This window comes from Rhodanobacter sp. sgz306013, assembly GCF_057031145.1.
The window spans coordinates 863582-879712 of the sequence record NZ_JBXCIJ010000002.1 but is presented as its reverse complement, the minus strand read 5'-3'; the positions used below and the strand labels follow the sequence as shown (position 1 = coordinate 879712).

The 16131-nt window shown below is 69.2% G+C and carries 13 protein-coding genes; 10 read left to right on the top strand and 3 right to left on the bottom strand.

Features of this window, described 5'->3' with window-relative positions:
- Nucleotide 1 precedes the first annotated feature (1 nt).
- The 9 genes from AC2EWF_RS08780 (at nt 2) to AC2EWF_RS08740 (ending at nt 10568) form a co-directional block, all read left to right on the top strand.
- The gene (locus tag AC2EWF_RS08780; RefSeq protein ID WP_483638976.1) at nt 2-1291 is read left to right on the top strand and encodes an NAD(P)/FAD-dependent oxidoreductase; all 1290 of its coding nucleotides are present in this window, start codon (nt 2-4) and stop codon (nt 1289-1291) included.
- The gene (locus tag AC2EWF_RS08775; RefSeq protein ID WP_483638975.1) at nt 1288-2064 is read left to right on the top strand and encodes a DUF1365 domain-containing protein; all 777 of its coding nucleotides are present in this window, start codon (nt 1288-1290) and stop codon (nt 2062-2064) included. The genes AC2EWF_RS08780 and AC2EWF_RS08775 overlap by 4 nt, the downstream gene beginning before the upstream one ends.
- The gene (locus AC2EWF_RS08770) at nt 2061-3335 is read left to right on the top strand and encodes a class I SAM-dependent methyltransferase (RefSeq protein WP_483638974.1); all 1275 of its coding nucleotides are present in this window, start codon (nt 2061-2063) and stop codon (nt 3333-3335) included. Before AC2EWF_RS08775 ends, AC2EWF_RS08770 begins: the two co-directional genes overlap by 4 nt.
- Nucleotides 3332-3865 (top strand): DUF2878 domain-containing protein, encoded by a 534-nt coding sequence (locus AC2EWF_RS08765; RefSeq protein ID WP_483638973.1) that lies wholly within the window; start codon nt 3332-3334, stop codon nt 3863-3865. The genes AC2EWF_RS08770 and AC2EWF_RS08765 overlap by 4 nt, the downstream gene beginning before the upstream one ends.
- A complete protein-coding gene (locus tag AC2EWF_RS08760) occupies nt 3862-4659 on the top strand; it encodes a DUF1295 domain-containing protein (protein WP_483638972.1) in 798 nt (265 codons plus the stop codon). The genes AC2EWF_RS08765 and AC2EWF_RS08760 overlap by 4 nt, the downstream gene beginning before the upstream one ends.
- Complete coding sequence (locus tag AC2EWF_RS08755) at nt 4656-5735, top strand: SAM-dependent methyltransferase (protein WP_483638971.1); 1080 nt, start codon at nt 4656-4658, stop codon at nt 5733-5735. Before AC2EWF_RS08760 ends, AC2EWF_RS08755 begins: the two co-directional genes overlap by 4 nt.
- 29 nt (nt 5736-5764) lie before the next feature.
- Nucleotides 5765-6292, top strand: a complete 528-nt coding sequence (locus AC2EWF_RS08750; RefSeq protein ID WP_483639133.1) for a lipocalin family protein — start codon at nt 5765-5767, stop codon at nt 6290-6292.
- An 89-nt stretch (nt 6293-6381) separates the two neighbouring features.
- A complete protein-coding gene (locus AC2EWF_RS08745; RefSeq protein WP_483638970.1) occupies nt 6382-8427 on the top strand; it encodes a S9 family peptidase in 2046 nt (681 codons plus the stop codon).
- 233 nt (nt 8428-8660) lie between these two features.
- On the top strand, nt 8661-10568 hold the full coding sequence (locus AC2EWF_RS08740; RefSeq protein WP_483638969.1) for a potassium transporter Kup: 1908 nt from the start codon (nt 8661-8663) through the stop codon (nt 10566-10568).
- A gap of 22 nt (nt 10569-10590) precedes the next feature.
- Here AC2EWF_RS08740 and AC2EWF_RS08735 read toward each other — a convergent pair whose 3' ends face one another.
- The 3 genes from AC2EWF_RS08735 to AC2EWF_RS08725 form a co-directional block, all read right to left on the bottom strand.
- Nucleotides 10591-11682, bottom strand: a complete 1092-nt coding sequence (locus AC2EWF_RS08735; RefSeq protein ID WP_483638968.1) for a PA0069 family radical SAM protein — start codon at nt 11680-11682, stop codon at nt 10591-10593.
- An 85-nt stretch (nt 11683-11767) separates the two neighbouring features.
- Nucleotides 11768-12337 carry an acetate uptake transporter gene (locus tag AC2EWF_RS08730; RefSeq protein WP_483638967.1) on the bottom strand — a complete coding sequence of 190 codons (570 nt, stop codon included), beginning with the start codon at nt 12335-12337 and terminating at the stop codon, nt 11768-11770.
- Nucleotides 12338-12488: 151 nt separating this feature from the next.
- Nucleotides 12489-13910: a hypothetical protein gene (locus AC2EWF_RS08725; protein WP_483638966.1), complete on the bottom strand. Its 1422-nt coding sequence runs from the start codon at nt 13908-13910 to the stop codon at nt 12489-12491.
- Between the two features lie 195 nt (nt 13911-14105).
- Here AC2EWF_RS08725 and acs point away from each other — a divergent pair, with 195 nt between their 5' ends.
- On the top strand, nt 14106-16046 hold the full coding sequence (gene acs / locus AC2EWF_RS08720; protein WP_483638965.1) for an acetate--CoA ligase: 1941 nt from the start codon (nt 14106-14108) through the stop codon (nt 16044-16046).
- Nucleotides 16047-16131 lie beyond the last annotated feature (85 nt).

The following is a 16131-nucleotide window of genomic DNA, read 5'->3' as shown; positions in this document are numbered from 1 at the left end:
GATGCGCATCGCAGTCATCGGATCGGGGATCGCGGGCCTGGCCTCGGCGTGGCTGCTGTCGCGCCGCCACGAGGTGACGCTGTTCGAGGCGAACCACTACCTGGGCGGCCACACACATACCCACGACATCGAGCTCGGTGGCCGCCATTACGCGGTGGACACCGGCTTCATCGTGCACAACCCGGTGCACTACCCCTTGCTGACGCAGTTGTTCGACGAGCTCGGCGTGGCCTCGCAGCCCACCACGATGAGCTTCGCGGTGCACAACGAGGCCAGCGGGCTGGAATACAACGCCACCTCGCTGGATACCTTGTTCTGCCAGCGACGCAATTTGCTGTCGCCGCGCTTCCTGGGCATGGTGCGCGACCTGTTCCGCTTCTACCGCGAGGCGCCGGCCCTGCTCGATGGTCCACGGCAAGGCCCCACGCTGGGCGACTGGCTCGCGGAACACCGTTACGGCGCCGCGTTCCGCGACGAACACCTGGTGCCGATGGCCTCGGCGCTGTGGTCGTCGCCGCCCGAGCAGATCCTGGCGTTTCCCGCGCGCTACCTGGTGCAGTTCATGGCGAACCATCAGATGCTGCAGGTGGCCGGCCGGCCGGAATGGCGCGTGGTGCGCGGCGGCTCGGCCACCTACGTGCGCGCGCTGCGCAGAATCTGGAGGGTGCACGAGCGGCTATGCAGCCCGGTGCGCGCGATCCGGCGCGACGTGGCGGGTGTGGAAGTGACGACGGACACCGGCTCCGAACGATTCGACCACGCGGTGCTGGCGTGCCACAGCGACCAGGCGCTGGCCCTGCTGGCCGACGCCAGCGACCGCGAGCGCGCGATCCTCGGCGCGATCCCGTACCAGGCCAACGACGTGGTGCTGCACACCGACGCCGCGCTGCTGCCGCGGCGGCGCAAGGCCTGGGCCGCATGGAATGCCTTCATCCCGCGCGAGCCCGATGCGCCTTGCACGGTCAGCTACTGCATGAACCTGCTGCAGTCGCTCGACTCGCCCGAACCCCTCGTAGTCACGCTCAACCGCAGCAAGGCGGTCGACCCGGCCAGGGTGCTGCGTCGCCTGCGCTACCACCATCCGGTGTACACGCATGGCTCGGTGGCGGCGCAGCGGCGCAAGGCGGAGATCCAGGGCGTCAACCGCACCTGGTTCGCCGGCGCCTACTGGGGCTGGGGTTTCCACGAGGACGGCATGCGCAGCGCGGTGGACGTCGCAGCCGCGCTCGACGTGCGCTGGGACGGCGCCGCGCCCGCCAGGCCGCGGCATCCGGTCGGAGAGCCCGCGTGAACGATGCGCTGCGCAGCGCGGTGTACGAGGGCACGGTGTGGCATCGCCGGACGACGCCGCACCCGCATGCCTTTTCCTATCGCATGGCGCAGCTGTACCTCGACCTGGACGAACTGGACCGGGTGTTCGCGAACCGTTGGCTGTGGTCGAACGGACGCCGCAACCTCGCCGAGTTCCGCCGCAGCGACTACCTGGGGCCGGCCGAGATGCCGCTGGCCGATGCGGTTCGCCTGCGGGTGCAGCAGGCCGTCGGCCGACGCCCGGCCGGGCCGATCCGCCTGCTCACGCACCTGCGCTACGGCGGCATCGTCTTCAATCCAGTGAGCTTCTATTACTGCTACGGCGAGGACGGCGATACGCTGGAGTGCATCGTTGCCGAGATCACCAATACGCCGTGGCACGAACGCCACGCCTACGTATTGCCGCGCGAGACCGCGCAAACCCGGGGGCACCTGCTGCGCTGGGATTTCCCCAAGACCTTCCACGTCTCGCCCTTCATGCCGATGGACCGCGACTACGACTGGCGCTTCAGCGTGCCCGGCGACGACCTCCAGGTGCACATGAACGTGTTGCGCGACGGCGAGCGCCAGTTCGATGCGCACCTGTACCTGGAGCGCCTGCCGCTCACCGGCGCCGCGCTGGCACGCGTGCTGTGGCGCTACCCGCTGATGACGGCCCAGGTAGTGGGCGCGATCTACTGGAACGCGCTGCGCCTGTGGCTGAAACGCAACCCCTTCCACGACCACCCGCAGACTTCCCGAGGCTCGCCATGAATGCCATCGTCCAAGACGACATCGACGTATCCATCGGCGGCCTCGACCGTTTCCTGCGCGCGCGCCTGCTGAAGCAACTGGCGGGCTTCGGCCACGGCCGGCTGGCCCTGCGCGACGCGCTGGGCACCACGGTCCTGGGCACGCCGGCCGGCGAACCCACCGACCTGGCCGTGCAGATCGACGTGATCGACCCCGCCTTCTACCGCGCCGTCGCGGCCAACGGCAGCGTGGGCGCCGGCGAGGCCTGGATGGACGGCCAATGGCGCTGCAGCGACCTGGTCGGCCTGATCCGCCTGCTGCTGCGCAACCGCGACCTGCTCGACGGCATGGAAACCGGGCTGGCGCGCCTCGGCGGCATGGCGATGCGCGCGCTGCATGTCCTCCGGCGCAACACGCGCCACGGCAGCCGGCGCAACATCGCCGCGCATTACGACCTCGGCAACGATTTCTTCGGCTTGTTCCTGTCGCGCGACCTGATGTACTCCTCGGCGTACTGGGCCGGCGCCGACGACACGCTGGAAGCCGCGTCCGCGCGCAAGCTCGACCTGATCTGCCGCAAGCTCGACCTCAAGCCCGGCGACCGCGTGGTGGAGATCGGCACCGGCTGGGGCGGCTTCGCACTGCACGCGGCGAAGCACTACGGGTGCCACGTCACGACCACCACGATCTCGCAGGAGCAGCACGCGCTGGCGCGCGAGCGCGTGGCGGCGGCAGGCCTGGCCGATCGCGTGCATGTACTGCTGCAGGATTACCGCGACCTCGACGGCCAGTTCGACAAGCTGGTATCGATCGAGATGATCGAGGCCATCGGCGCCGAATATCTCGACGTGTATTTCCACCAGCTCGGCCGCCTGCTCAAGCCCGACGGCCTGGCCCTGCTGCAGGCGATCACCATCGAGGACCACCGTTACGCGCAGGCGCTGGCCTCGGTGGATTTCATCAAGCGCCACGTGTTCCCGGGCAGCTTCATCCCCTCGCTCAGCGCGATGCTGGCGGCCAAGTCCCGCAGCAGCGACCTTGGCCTGATCGCGCAGGAGGATTTCGGCGACTCCTACGCGCGCACCTTGCATGCCTGGCGCGAACGCTTCATGGCGAAGCTGCCCGAGGTGCGCGCGCAGGGCTTCGACGAGCGCTTCATCCGGATGTGGGAGTTCTACCTTGCCTATTGCGAGGGCGGCTTCCGCGAACGTTCGATCGGCGTGTCGCACCTGCTCATGGCCCGCCCCCGGTGGCGGCGCGAAGGCTCCGGCATGGAGCGCGGCGCGGCATGAACTTCTGGCTCACCCTGATCGCCTACGAAGTCGTCTGGTTCGCCGCCGTGATCGGCGCGGGCCATGGGCAATGGTGGCCCGGCGTGGCCGGTGCGCTGGCGTTCGCCGCGTGGCGGCTGGCGATATCGGCGCGTCGACGCGTCGAAGGGCGGCTGGTCGTGGTCGCACTGCTGCTCGGCGTGATCCTGGAGAACCTGTGGGTGCGCAGCGGCCTGGTGAGCTACGCCACGCCATGGCCATGGGCCGAGTCGCCGGCATGGCTGATGTCGCTGTGGCTGGCTTTTGCGCTGACCATCGTGCCGCTGTTCGGCTACCTGCATGCGCGGCCCGTGCTTGCCGCGGTGTTCGGCGCGTTCGGCGGGCCGCTGGCGTACCTTGGCGCCGCGCGTGGCTGGCACGCAGTGCTGCTGCCCATGCCGATGTGGCCAAGCCTGCTGGCCCTCGCCGCGGGCTGGGCCATCGCGTTGCCGCTGCTCGCCACGCTGGCGCGGCACTGGCTGCAGGCCGAAGCGGCACGGGGCGGGCCATGAACGCGTGGCTGACCCTGTTGCTGGTATGGCTGCTGGCCGTGCTGATGATGGCGCTGGGTTGGCGCTGGCAGCGGCGCCACGCCAACACGGGCATCGTCGACGTGCTGTGGGCCGCAGGCCTGGGCGGCAGTGCGGTGCTGCTGGCGCTGCTTGGTCCCGGCGCGCAGGCACCACGCCTGGCGCTCGGCCTGCTGGGCGGCCTGTGGGGCTTGCGCCTGGCGCGGCACCTGTGGCGGCGCGTGGCGCATGAGCCCGAGGACGGCCGCTACCGCGCGCTGCGCGAGCATTGGCAGGGCGACCAGCGCAAGCTGTTCGCGTTCTTCCAGTTCCAGGCGCTGCTGATTCCGTTGTTCGCCCTGCCCTTCGTGGCGGTAGCGACCAACCCGGTGACCTCACCCCCCTGGCTGGTGGCGGGCGTGGCGATCTGGGTCGGCGGGGTGCTCGGCGAAGCCGTCGCCGACGCCCAGCTTGCGCGCTTCCGCGCCGATCCGCGGCAGCGCGGGCGGACCTGCCGCGACGGCCTGTGGCGCTATTCGCGCCACCCGAACTATTTCTTCGAATGGCTGCACTGGTTCGCGTACGTCGTACTTGCCGTCGGCTCGCCGCTCGCCTGGCTGGCATGGAGCGGGCCGCTGCTGATGTTCTTCTTCCTGCGCTTCATCAGCGGCATCCCGTTCACCGAGGCCCAGGCGCTGCGCACGCGCGGCGAGGATTACCGCGCCTACCAGCGCAGCACGCCGATGCTGTTCCCATGGTTTCCAAAACGCTCCCGCGACCCGAGGACCGAACGATGAGTACCGTTGCCCTGGACACTGCCGAACTGTCCCCCGACCGCGTCGCGCCGGGCGTGCTCGGCCTTGCCGAGCGCGGCCTGCTGCCCGACGCGCTGCTACGCCTCGGCATCCGCCGGATGTGCGCCCAGCGCCTGCGCGAGGAGCATGCGGGCGGCCTGGCCGCACAGGCCGAACGTCAGGCGCGGCTGATCGACCTGCTGCGGCACAGCCCGGTGGCCATCGAGACGGCGGCGGCGAATGCGCAACACTACGAGTTGCCGCCGGCGTTCTTCGAGCATTGCCTCGGCCCGCGCCTGAAATACTCGTGCTGCTACTACCCGCGCGGCGACGAGACGTTGGCCGAGGCGGAGGAGGCGATGCTGTCGCTGTACGGCGAGCGCGCCGAACTGGCCGACGGCCAGCGCATCCTGGAGCTCGGCTGCGGCTGGGGTTCGCTGACGCTGTGGATGGCCGCGCGCTATCCCGGGGCGCGCATCACCGCCGTCTCCAACTCGCACGGCCAGCGCCGCCACATCGAGGCGCAGTGCCGGCTGCGCGGCCTGACCAACGTCCACGTGCTGACCCACGACGTGAACACGCTGGCCATGGCGGCGGGACAGTTCGACCGCTGTGTCTCGATCGAGATGTTCGAGCACATGCGCAACTACCAGGTGCTGATGCAGCGCATCGCCGGCTGGCTGGCACCCGGCGGCAAGCTGTTCGTGCATATCTTCACGCACCGCGGGCTGGCCTATCCGTTCGAGACGGCAGGCGCGGACAACTGGATGGGGCGGCACTTCTTCACCGGCGGCCTGATGCCGGCCGCCGACACCTTGCTGCATTTCCAGCAGGCGCTTGCCATCGACCGGCGCTGGCTGGTGGACGGCACGCACTACCAGAAGACCGCCAACCACTGGCTGGCGCGGCAGGACGGCCAGCGCGACGCGGTGATGGCCGTGCTGCACCGCGCCTACGGCGAGCATGCCGCGCTGTGGTTCCAGCGCTGGCGCATGTTCTGGATGGCCTGCGCCGAATTGTTCGGCTACGCCGGCGGCCAGGAATGGCTGGTGGCGCATTACCGCTTCGTGCGGCCATGAGAACAGGCAACGCCACGCTCGCGGCCCGCATGCTTGCGCTGGGCCTGGCGTTGGTTTCCGGTATCGCCACGGCCGGCACGCTGCCGCCGATCCCGCCCGTGCCGCAGGTCGACCTGCCGCGTTTCATGGGCACGTGGTACATGATCGCCGCCATCCCCACCGTGTTCGAACACGATGCGTGGAACGCGGTGCAGACCTATACGCTGCAGCCCGACGGCAACATCCGCACCACGCTGCGCTTCAACAAGAATGCCGCCGACGGCCCGCTGAAACGGATCCACGCGACCGCCCTTGTACGGCCCGGCAGCGGCGGCGCGGTGTGGGGCGTGCAGGTCTTCTGGCCGCTCAGGTCGCAGTACATCGTGGCTTGGCTCAAGCCCGACTACAGCGAGATGATCGTGGCCCGCGATGCCCGCGACTACGCTTGGGTGTTTGCGCGCACGCCCACCGTCCGGGCGGCGGACTGGGCGATGCTGCAGACACGGGTCGCTGCGCTGGGTTACGACATGGCGAAGCTGCGCAGGGTGCCCCAGGCCGGCCCGAACGCTGTGCCCTGAGCGGCCAGCACCCCGGAGTGACTACCTGCACATGCGGTCCGGCGACGCGGGTTGTAGCGTGGCCGCTTCACCCCGCCGGGCCCAGCGCCATGCCGAAATCCTCGCATCTGCTTGTTTCCCTCGCCCTGCTGGCCACGCCGTGGGTACTGCAGGCGGCCGACACCGCGCCCCGGGCGGGATCGCACATCGAGCAGCTGCAGACCCGGCTCGGTCAGGTCAAGCGCATCGGCGCCGTGGCGGTCTCTCCCGATGGCACCCGGCTGGCATGGGTACGCGAAGGCAAGCAGCCCGCCATCGAACTGGCCGATGCCGACGGCCATGGCGCGCATGCGCTGGACGTGGGCAAGGCGCTGGCCGGCTGCGACAAGCGCGACATCGCCTGGTCGCCGGATTCGCGCCGGCTCGCCTTCATCGCGAACTGCGGCAAGGACCTCACCAATACCGAGGCGATGCACAACGACGTCTACCTCGCCGACGTGGCCGGCACGGCCGCGCCGCACGAGCTGGCGAAGCTGGGCGGCTATGCCCGCGCGCTGGTCTGGACGGCCGACGGCAAGCAACTCGGGTTCCTCTACGTGCCCGGCGCCACGCGCCATGCCAGCGCCACCGCCGCGGGCAAGCCACAGGTGGGCGTGATCGGCGAGGACGAGCACGAGGAAGTGCAGCGCGTGGCCAGCCTCGACGCCGGCAACGGCGCGCTGCACGTGCTGACGCCTGCCGCGCTGTACGCCTACGAATTCGATTTCTCGCCGGACGGCTCGCGCATCGCCTATACCGCCGCGCCCCCGCCGGGCGACAACAACTGGTGGGTTGCGAAGCTCTACGTGCAGGACGCGCGCGCAGGCGCCGCGCCAAGCGCCATCGTCGATCCGTCCACCGTGGCCGGCCCGCTGCATGGCCTGCAGATGGCGCTGCCGCGCTGGTCGCCGGACGGCTCGCGGATCGCTTTCATCGGCGGCCTGATGAGTGACCAGGGCGCCACCGGCGGCGACCTCTACAGCGTTCCGTCGAATGGCGGGGCGCTGAGCAACCTCACCCCCGGCATCACCGTGACGCCGCAATGGTTTACCTGGACCGGCAAGGACAGCTTGCTGGTGAGCCAGAACGCCAAGGGCAAGGCGCAGCTGGCCAAGTACGACCTGCACGGCGACCGCGCCAGCGCGCAGGCGCCGTACTTCACGCTGCCCGCGATGATCGGCGCCGGCGGCGCCGTGCTCTCGGTGTCGCTGTCGGCCGACCATCAGCGCGTCGCCTACGTGCAGACCTCCTACGAGCACGCGCCGGAGGTGCACGCCGGCAAGCTAGGCAGCACGCCGCCACCGGCCATCACCACGCTCAACGCCGCCCTCAGGCCTGCCTGGGGCAAGGCGGTATCGGTGGAGTGGAAGAGCGAGGGTCGCGACGTGCAGGGCTGGCTGCTGTACCCCGCCGACTACGACCCGCACAAGACCTATCCGATGATCGTCAGCGTGCATGGCGGGCCGGCCTGGGGCGTGATGTCGAGCTGGCCGGGCATGGGGGCGATGTACGCCGCCAGCGGCTACTTCCAGTTCATGCCCAACCCGCGCGGCAGCTACGGCCAGGGCGAGCCCTTCGTGCAGGCCAACCGCAAGGACTTCGGCTATGGCGACCTGCGCGACATCCTCGCCGGCATCGATGCGGTGGAAAAGATGGCGCCGGTGGACGACCACCGCCTCGGCCTCACCGGCTGGAGCTACGGCGGCTTCATGAGCATGTTCGCACCCACCCGGACCCAGCGCTTCCGCGCGGTGGTCGCCGGCGCGGGCATCTCCGACTGGCAGAGCTACTACGGCGAGAACCAGATCGACCAGTGGATGATCCCCTACTTCGGCGCCAGCCTGTACGACGACCCTGCGGTGTACGCCAAGAGCTCGGCGATCAGCTTCATCAAGCAGGCGAAGACGCCGACCCTGATCATCGTCGGCGACCGCGACGAGGAATGCCCCGCGCCGCAGTCCTTCGAGTACTGGCACGCGCTGAAGACGCTGGGCGTACCCGTCCAGCTGGTGGTCTACCCGAACGAAGGCCACCACTTCGAGGACCCCAAGCACGTCCGCGACATGCAGCAGCGCTCGCTGGACTGGTTCGCGAAGTACCTGCCGGCGGCGAAGTAGCCGCGGAACGGCTGGCTTTCCCCGCGCGGAAGAAAGCCAGCCACGGTCCGGGGAGCCTGGTCACGGAACCGGCGAGCCTGCGAGCGGGATGTGTTCCGCCGCGAACGCCGGCGCTGCCGTGTTCCGCGATTTCATCTGCCGATCACGCGCCGCACACGCCGGTGGCCACATCGTCCATTGACCTCGATCACATGGGTGGCCGGCGAGGCACTCCCCCGGACCACGCGCGCCCCTTGGAAGCAGAGAAAACCAAAGACGACGGCGATCACGACACCGGGGGCGAACCGGCGCTGCCCAGGCTGCTGCTCGGCGCCGTTGGCGTGGTGTTCGGCGATATCGCCACCAGTCCGCTGTATGCGCTGCAGCAGGCCTTCGCCAAGGATGGCATCGCGCCCCGGCACGACAACATCCTCGGGCTGCTGTCACTGGTCTTCTGGACGCTGGTGCTGGTGGTCAGCGTCAAGTACGTGCTGTTCGTGATGCGCGCGGACAACCGCGGCGAGGGCGGCATGATGGCGTTGGCGGCACTTGCCCGTAACGCGGTGCGCCGGCATCGGCGCGCCTGCTGGTGGGTGGTCATGCTGGGGCTGGCCGGCGCGGCGCTGTTCTTCGGCGACAGCGTGATCACGCCGGCGATCTCCGTGCTCTCGGCGGTGGAAGGACTGAAGCTGGCCTCGCCGGATCTCGGCCGCTGGGTGTTGCCGATCGGCGCGGCCATCATCGTGCTGCTGTTCCTCCTGCAGAAGCGCGGCAGCGCGCTGGTCGGCTCGCTGTTCGGGCCGGTGATGACGCTGTGGCTGCTGAGCCTGGCGGCGCTGGGCGTGCGTGCCCTGCTGCGCCATCCGGAGGTGCTGGCGGCGGTCGATCCGTACTGGGCGATGGCGTACATGCTGCACCACGGCTTCAAGGGCTTCGCCTCGCTCGGCGCGGTGGTGCTGGTGATGACCGGGGGCGAGGCGCTGTATGCCGACATCGGCCATTTCGGCAGCCTGCCGATCCGTCTGTCGTGGTTCGGCCTGGTGCTGCCGGCGCTGCTGCTGAGCTACGCGGGACAAGGCGCCCTGCTGCTCGCCGACGCGTCGGCGGCGCAGCACCCGCTGTACTCGCTGGCGCCACACGCGCTGCTGTATCCGCTGGTCGTGCTGGCCACCGCGGCCACCGTGATCGCCTCACAGGCGGTGATCTCCGGCACGTTCTCGATGGTGCGCCAGGGCATCCAGCTGGGTTATCTGCCGCGCTCGCGGGTGGAGCACACCTCCGACGACATGGAAGGCCAGATCTACCTGCCCACGGTGAACTTCCTGCTGTTCGTCGCGGTGATGGCCGCGGTTCTCGGCTTCCGCAGTTCGGAACGGCTGGCCGGCGCCTACGGCATCGCGGTGAGCGGCACCATGCTGCTGACCACGCTGCTGTTCCTGGTGGTGGCGCGCATGCGCTGGCGGTGGGGGCCGCTGCGGCTGGGCGCGTTCGGCCTCGTCTATCTGTGCGTCGATGCCGCGTTCTTCGGCGCAAACCTGCTGAAGCTTCCGGATGGCGGCTGGTTCCCGGTGGTGCTGGCGCTGGCGATGATGGTGGTGATGACCGTGTGGCGGCGCGGCCGGCAGCTGGTCAACCGGCAGCTGCACGCCGAGGGCGAGAAGCTTGCGGATTTCATCGACCATCTGCAGGAGGAGCCGCCGCTGCAGGCGCCGGGCACCGCGGTGTTCCTCACCGGCGACCTCGAATGGGTGCCGCAGGCGCTGCGCCACAACGTGGAACACAACCACGTGCTGCACGAGCGCAACGTGGTGCTGACCGTGGAGGGGCTGGACCACCCGCGCGCACCGCGCGAAGCGCGTGGTGTGGTCGAAGAACTGGAACACGGCTTCTGGCGCGTCACGCTGTGCTTCGGTTTCGCCGAGCACATCGACATCCCGGCGCGGCTGCGGCAACTCAAGCTCGACTCCGCGCTGGAAGCGGACAAGGTCGTCTGGTTCCTCGGCCACGACAAGGTCAGCGCCGAGGACGACCCGTCCTACCGCATTGCACGCTGGCGCGCGCGTCTGTTCGCCTGGATGGCGCGCAACGCCACGCCCGCCACGACCTATTACGGCATACCGTCGCGGCGGCTGATCGAGATCGGGGCGCGCATCGACCTGTGAGCCGCCCCGGCACTTGGCTCGATCAGAACAACTGCCCCTGCGGCGACGGCTTGCGCCGCGGCACGAAGCGCGAGGCATCGAGCTGGAGTTCGCGGGTGCGGCCGAGGCCGTGTTTGCGGCAGGCCACTTCAAAGCGCTTGCGCAGCAGTTCCGCGAACACGCCCTGGCCGCGCATGCGCGTGCGGAAGTCACTGTCGTAGTCGCGGCCGCCGTTCATCTGCCGCACCAGGCTCATCACGTGTTCGGCGCGCTGCGGCGCGTGCAGGGCCAGCCATTCGCGGAACAATGCCTTCAGCTCCCACGGCAGGCGCAGCACGGTGTAGCCGGCGCAGCGCGCGCCGGCCTCGTGGGCGCGCTGCAGCACCACCTCCATGTCCTTGTCGTTGAGCGCGGGGATGATCGGCGCCACCAGCACGCCCACCGGCACCCCCGCGGCGGCCAGGGCGGCGATGGCCTTCAGGCGCCGGAGCGGCGCGCTGGCACGCGGTTCCAGTTTCGCGGCCAGGTGGTTGTCCAGCGAGTTCACCGATACGAACACCTGCACCAGGCGTTCGCGCGCCATCGGCGCGAGGATGTCGAGGTCGCGCTCCACCAGCGCGTTCTTGGTGACGATGGTGCACGGGTGGCGGCACTCGGCCAGCACTTCCAGCGCGGCGCGGGTGAGCCGCCACTTCTTCTCGATGGGCTGGTAGGGATCGGTGTTGCTGCCGATGTTGATCGGCTTCGGCACGTAGCCGGGTTTCGCCAGCTCGGCGCGCAGCACCTCGGCAAGGTTGCCCTTGGCGCGGATCCTCGTCTCGAAGTCCAGCCCCGGCGAGAGGTTGAGGTAGCTGTGGCTGGGCCGCGCGAAGCAGTAGATGCAGCCGTGTTCGCAGCCACGGAACGGGTTCAGCGCCTGCTCGAAGGCGATGTCGGGCGAGTCGTTGCGGGTGATGACGCTGCGCGCGCGCTCCTCGGTGACCTCGGTGCGCGGCCGCGGCGCGGCTTCGTCGAGCAGCCGGCCCTGCCAGCCGTCGTCCTCGGCGTGATGGCGGATGGTCTCGAAGCGCCCTTCGGGGTTGGAGGCGGCGCCGCGGCCTTTGATGGCCGCGGGCGGCGTGTCTGGATATTCCATCGGTGCAGTGTGCGCCCGCCATGTCTCATGGCGGGCGACACCTTGCAGCCTGCTGCCCGGAGGATGCGTGCAGGGAGGGCGGCGGTCAGGGTGCGCCGATCGGCAGCACGGTGCGCTGCCGGCTGTCGTTGATGATCTCGGCGGCGGACAGGTAGAACGCCAGGATGGCGGTGAGCAGGCCCATGTAGCCGCCGGCCTGGTGCAGCCCCGCCATGCCTGTCCATTCGCCTGCCGCGAGCAGGAAGAAGGTGATCCACAGCGCCAGGAAAATCAGTTGCAGCGCGCGCGGCGCACGGAACGTGCCCAGCCACATGTAGAAGGTGAACACGCCCCACAGGAACAGGTACCAGCCCACGAAGGCGGCGGGCACCTTGTCGTGCAGGAACAGCACGAACAGCGCGAACGACCACCAGAACGCGCCGTAGCTGAGGAAGGCGGTGGCGCCGAAGGTGTTGCCCCGCGGCAGCTCCATCACGCCGGCGATCGCCTGTGCGGTGCCGCCGTAGGCCAGGGCGCAGGCCAGTACCATGCCCATGGCTTCGCCGCCGAACCAGCCGGCGTTGATCATGCTGAGCAGCCAGGTGGTCAGCGCGAAGCCGGCCAGGCCCAGCGGCGCCGGATTGGAAAACTTCGCTTGCGTGGTCGCGTCGCTCATCGTGGTGTTCCCCAGGTGGTCGGATGGTGGTGCCGGATGCCGTGTCCAGCCCGCGCGGCGGGCCATCCACGCACCGCGCACCGGCTCGTGTCGTCGCGGGCGCGCCCGCTGGCGTGGAACGGAAGCAGGGCGGCGTCTCCGCCGCCCCCGCTCAGAAGTGGTACAGCGCGCTCACGCTGACCTGGTTGCCGCTGGTGGTCCTGGTGTTCGTGCCGTTGGTCGTGCTGTCGAGCCAGCCGTACAGCCATTCGACGCCGAGCTCGTAGCTGCCGGCCGCGTAGTCCAGGTTCAGCCCGGTCTGGCGGCTGCGCAGCAGGCCGGAAGCGCCGTTGCCCATCCAGCGGACCACGTCGTTGCGGTTGAGCTTGCTGGTCGCGTAGAGTGCATTGAGGCTCCAGTTCGGCGTGAAGTTGTAGCCGGCCTGCAGGTAGCCGCCGGTATCCTTGATGTCGCCGAACTGCGAGAGGTCGCCGAACACCTCGCCGAGACCCTTGCCGGTATAGGCATTCGCGCGGAACACCCACGGGCCGGGCTTCCACTGGCCGCCCAGCTCGTAGCCCACGCTCTTCACGCTGGACTGCACCGGCGTTGCCGCGGTGCCCCCCACGCCCTTCAGGTTCACCTCGCTGTAGTGCGCCACGGCGTAGGCCAGCCAGTCCTTGCCCTGGGCGTGCAGGCGCGCTTCCAGCTGCGGGCGGAAGCCGGCGTTACCGGCGGTCAGGTAGCTGATGTTGTTGCCTTTGGGTGGCTTGCTGTCCGGCCCGTCCCACGAACCCTCGAACGCGCCCAAGTCCAGCCGCCACCTCGTGCCTTCGCTGCCGCGGTTCAGGTCCTGCATCCACACCACGCCGGGAAAGCGCCAGCCGATCATGCCGCTGCCGAAACCCAGCGGGAAGGCGATGTGCGCCAGCGAGGCGGTCACGTTGTCGAGCGGGAACAGCAGCTCCCACTGCTGGCCGATGCGTATCGTGCTGCCGGTGTCCGGGTTGGTCAGGTCCATGTAGGCCTGGCGCAGGCGGGGCGTGGGCTGCTGCTGGCTGTAGGGGCCGGTGCCGTTGAAGCCGCCGAAGAAGTCCATCTCGATGCGGCCGCCGCCCACCCAGTCCCCGGCAAACTTGGCGCCGCTGAAGTCGAGCCAGAAGCGCGTGTTGCGCACGTCCACGCCGCTGAGCGAGCCTTTGGAACCGGCCACCGGATACTCCGCATTCTGGCCATTGCCGTAGACGAAGCTCTTGTTCTGGCCGAAGGCGGTGGCGCTGATGAAGCCGTGCAGGGCCACCGACGTGCCTGGCGCGGTGTTGAACACTGGCTTGGCCGACGCGGCGGCGACGTTCTGTGTCGGCGCGGCCGGTGCCGGCTGGCTGGCTGGCTGCTGCTTCTGCGCCTGGATCATCGCCTTCAGCTGGGCCAGTTCCTGCTCCAGCTGATCCACGCGCTGCTCCAGTTGCTGCTCGCGCGCACTGACGGTGCCGGACGCGGCGGTCTGTGCCTGCGCCGCCCAGGGCATCACCAGGGTGCAGGCGATGCCCAGCGCCAGCGGCTTGCGGCAACCACGGACAAGTGTCGGGCTCATGTGGCGTTTCCCCAAGGTGATCGTGCGGCGAGCATGCTCATGCGTCCGCCCGCATGGCTATTCGCCGATGGTCTTACCTCGACCAAAGTCGATACGCGGGGCTCCTCGCCGCAGCGGCGAGGCCGCTACACTCGAAAGCCGGCCGCGCCGTTCGCCCACGGTGCCACGCCCCACCCTCGCCAGCAGGAGACCCGCATGTCCACGATCCATCCTGTCGACCCCGCGTTCGCCGCCAGGGCGCGCATCCGCAAGGACGATTACGAGCGGCTGTACGCCGAGTCGGTGAAGGACCCCGAGGGCTTCTGGGCCCGGGTGGCCGAGCGGCTGGACTGGGCCAGGAAGCCGACGAAGATCAAGGATGTCTCGTTCGATCCGAAGGACCTGCACATCCGCTGGTACGGGGACGGCACGCTCAACGTGGCCGCCAATTGCCTCGACCGGCACCTGCAGGAACGCGGCGACAAGGTGGCGATCATCTTCGAGGGCGACGACCCGAACGAGTCGCGCAAGCTCACCTACCGCGAGCTGCACGCGGAAGTGTGCAAGTTCGCCAACACGCTGAAACACCTCGGCGTGGCCAAGGGCGACCGCGTCGCGATCTATCTGCCGATGATCCCCGAGGCCGCGGTGGCGATGCTGGCCTGTGCGCGCATCGGCGCGATCCATTCCGTGGTGTTCGGCGGCTTCTCGCCGGACTCGCTGGCCGGGCGCATCGCCGATTCCGCCTGCAAGCTGGTGGTGACCGCCGACGAGGGCGTGCGCGGCGGCAAGAAGATCCCGCTCAAGGCCAACGTCGACGAGGCGCTCAAGCGCCCCGGCACCAACAGCGTCGAGACCGTGGTGGTGGTGCGCCGTACCGGCAGCGCGGTGGCGATGCAGTCGCCGCGCGACCGCTACTGGCACAACCTGATGGACGGCCAGAGCGCCGACTGTCCCGCCGAGCCGATGGAGGCCGAGCACCCGCTGTTCATCCTCTACACCTCGGGCTCCACCGGCAAGCCCAAGGGCGTGCTGCACACCTCGGGCGGCTACCTCGTCTATACCAGCTACACGCACGAGTGCGTGTTCGACCTGCGCGAGGACGACATCTACTGGTGCACCGCCGACGTGGGCTGGGTCACCGGCCACAGCTACGTGGTGTACGGCCCGCTGGCCAACGGCGCCACCACGGTGATGTTCGACGGCGTGCCCAACTACCCCGACTTCAGCCGCTTCTGGCAGGTGGTGGACAAGCACAAGGTCACCCTGTTCTACACCGCGCCCACCGCGATCCGCGCGCTGATGCGCGAGGGCGAGGCGCCGGTGAAGAAAGCCTCCCGCGCCAGCCTGCGCGTGCTCGGCACGGTGGGCGAGCCGATCAATCCGGAAGCCTGGGAGTGGTACCACCGCGTGGTAGGCGAAGGCCGGCGGCCCATCGTGGACACCTGGTGGCAGACTGAGACCGGCGGCATCCTGATCACCCCGCTGCCCGGCGCGATCGACACCAAGCCCGGTTCCGCCACCAAGCCGTTCTTCGGCATCAAGCCCGCCATCGTCGACGCCAACGGCGAGGTGCAGGAAGGCGTGGCCGAGGGCAACCTGCTGCTCACCGACTCCTGGCCCGGCCAGATGCGCACGGTGTACGGCGACCACCAGCGCTTCATCGAGACCTACTTCAGCGCCTACCCCGGCAACTACTTCACCGGCGACGGTGCGCGGCGCGATGCGGACGGCTACTACTGGATCACCGGCCGCGTCGACGACGTGATCAACGTCAGCGGCCACCGCATCGGCACGGCCGAGGTGGAAAGCGCGCTGGTGGCGCATCCCAAGGTGGCCGAAGCCGCGGTGGTGGGCTGCCCGCACGACATCAAGGGCCAGGGCATCTACGCCTACGTCACCCTGGTAGCCGGCGAGAGCGGCACGGACGAACTTAAGAAGGAACTGGTGGCCTGGGTGCGCAAGGAGATCGGCCCGATCGCCACGCCCGACTACATCCAGTGGGCGCCCGGCCTGCCCAAGACCCGCTCGGGCAAGATCATGCGCCGCATCCTGCGCAAGATCGGCGAGAACCAGCCCGACCAGCTCGGCGACATCTCCACCCTCGCGGATCCGAGCGTGGTGAAGAACCTGGTCGAGGAGCGCCTGATCAAATAAGCCACCACAGGAGCGCAACCTGTACGCGAAAGCTCTGGTGCCGATCGGACAAAAAGCTTTCGCGCACGAGGTGCGCTCCTACTCC

Coding starts and splice junctions, on each gene's coding strand:
- AC2EWF_RS08780 (WP_483638976.1), top strand. CDS start 2: ATGCGCATCGCAGTCATCGGATCGGGGATCGCGGGCCTGGCCTCGGCG.
- AC2EWF_RS08770 (WP_483638974.1), top strand. CDS start 2,061: ATGAATGCCATCGTCCAAGACGACATCGACGTATCCATCGGCGGCCTC.
- AC2EWF_RS08765 (WP_483638973.1), top strand. CDS start 3,332: ATGAACTTCTGGCTCACCCTGATCGCCTACGAAGTCGTCTGGTTCGCC.
- AC2EWF_RS08760 (WP_483638972.1), top strand. CDS start 3,862: ATGAACGCGTGGCTGACCCTGTTGCTGGTATGGCTGCTGGCCGTGCTG.
- AC2EWF_RS08755 (WP_483638971.1), top strand. CDS start 4,656: ATGAGTACCGTTGCCCTGGACACTGCCGAACTGTCCCCCGACCGCGTC.
- AC2EWF_RS08750 (WP_483639133.1), top strand. CDS start 5,765: ATGCTTGCGCTGGGCCTGGCGTTGGTTTCCGGTATCGCCACGGCCGGC.
- AC2EWF_RS08745 (WP_483638970.1), top strand. CDS start 6,382: ATGCCGAAATCCTCGCATCTGCTTGTTTCCCTCGCCCTGCTGGCCACG.
- AC2EWF_RS08735 (WP_483638968.1), bottom strand. CDS start 11,682: ATGGAATATCCAGACACGCCGCCCGCGGCCATCAAAGGCCGCGGCGCC.
- AC2EWF_RS08730 (WP_483638967.1), bottom strand. CDS start 12,337: ATGAGCGACGCGACCACGCAAGCGAAGTTTTCCAATCCGGCGCCGCTG.
- AC2EWF_RS08725 (WP_483638966.1), bottom strand. CDS start 13,910: ATGAGCCCGACACTTGTCCGTGGTTGCCGCAAGCCGCTGGCGCTGGGC.
- acs (WP_483638965.1), top strand. CDS start 14,106: ATGTCCACGATCCATCCTGTCGACCCCGCGTTCGCCGCCAGGGCGCGC.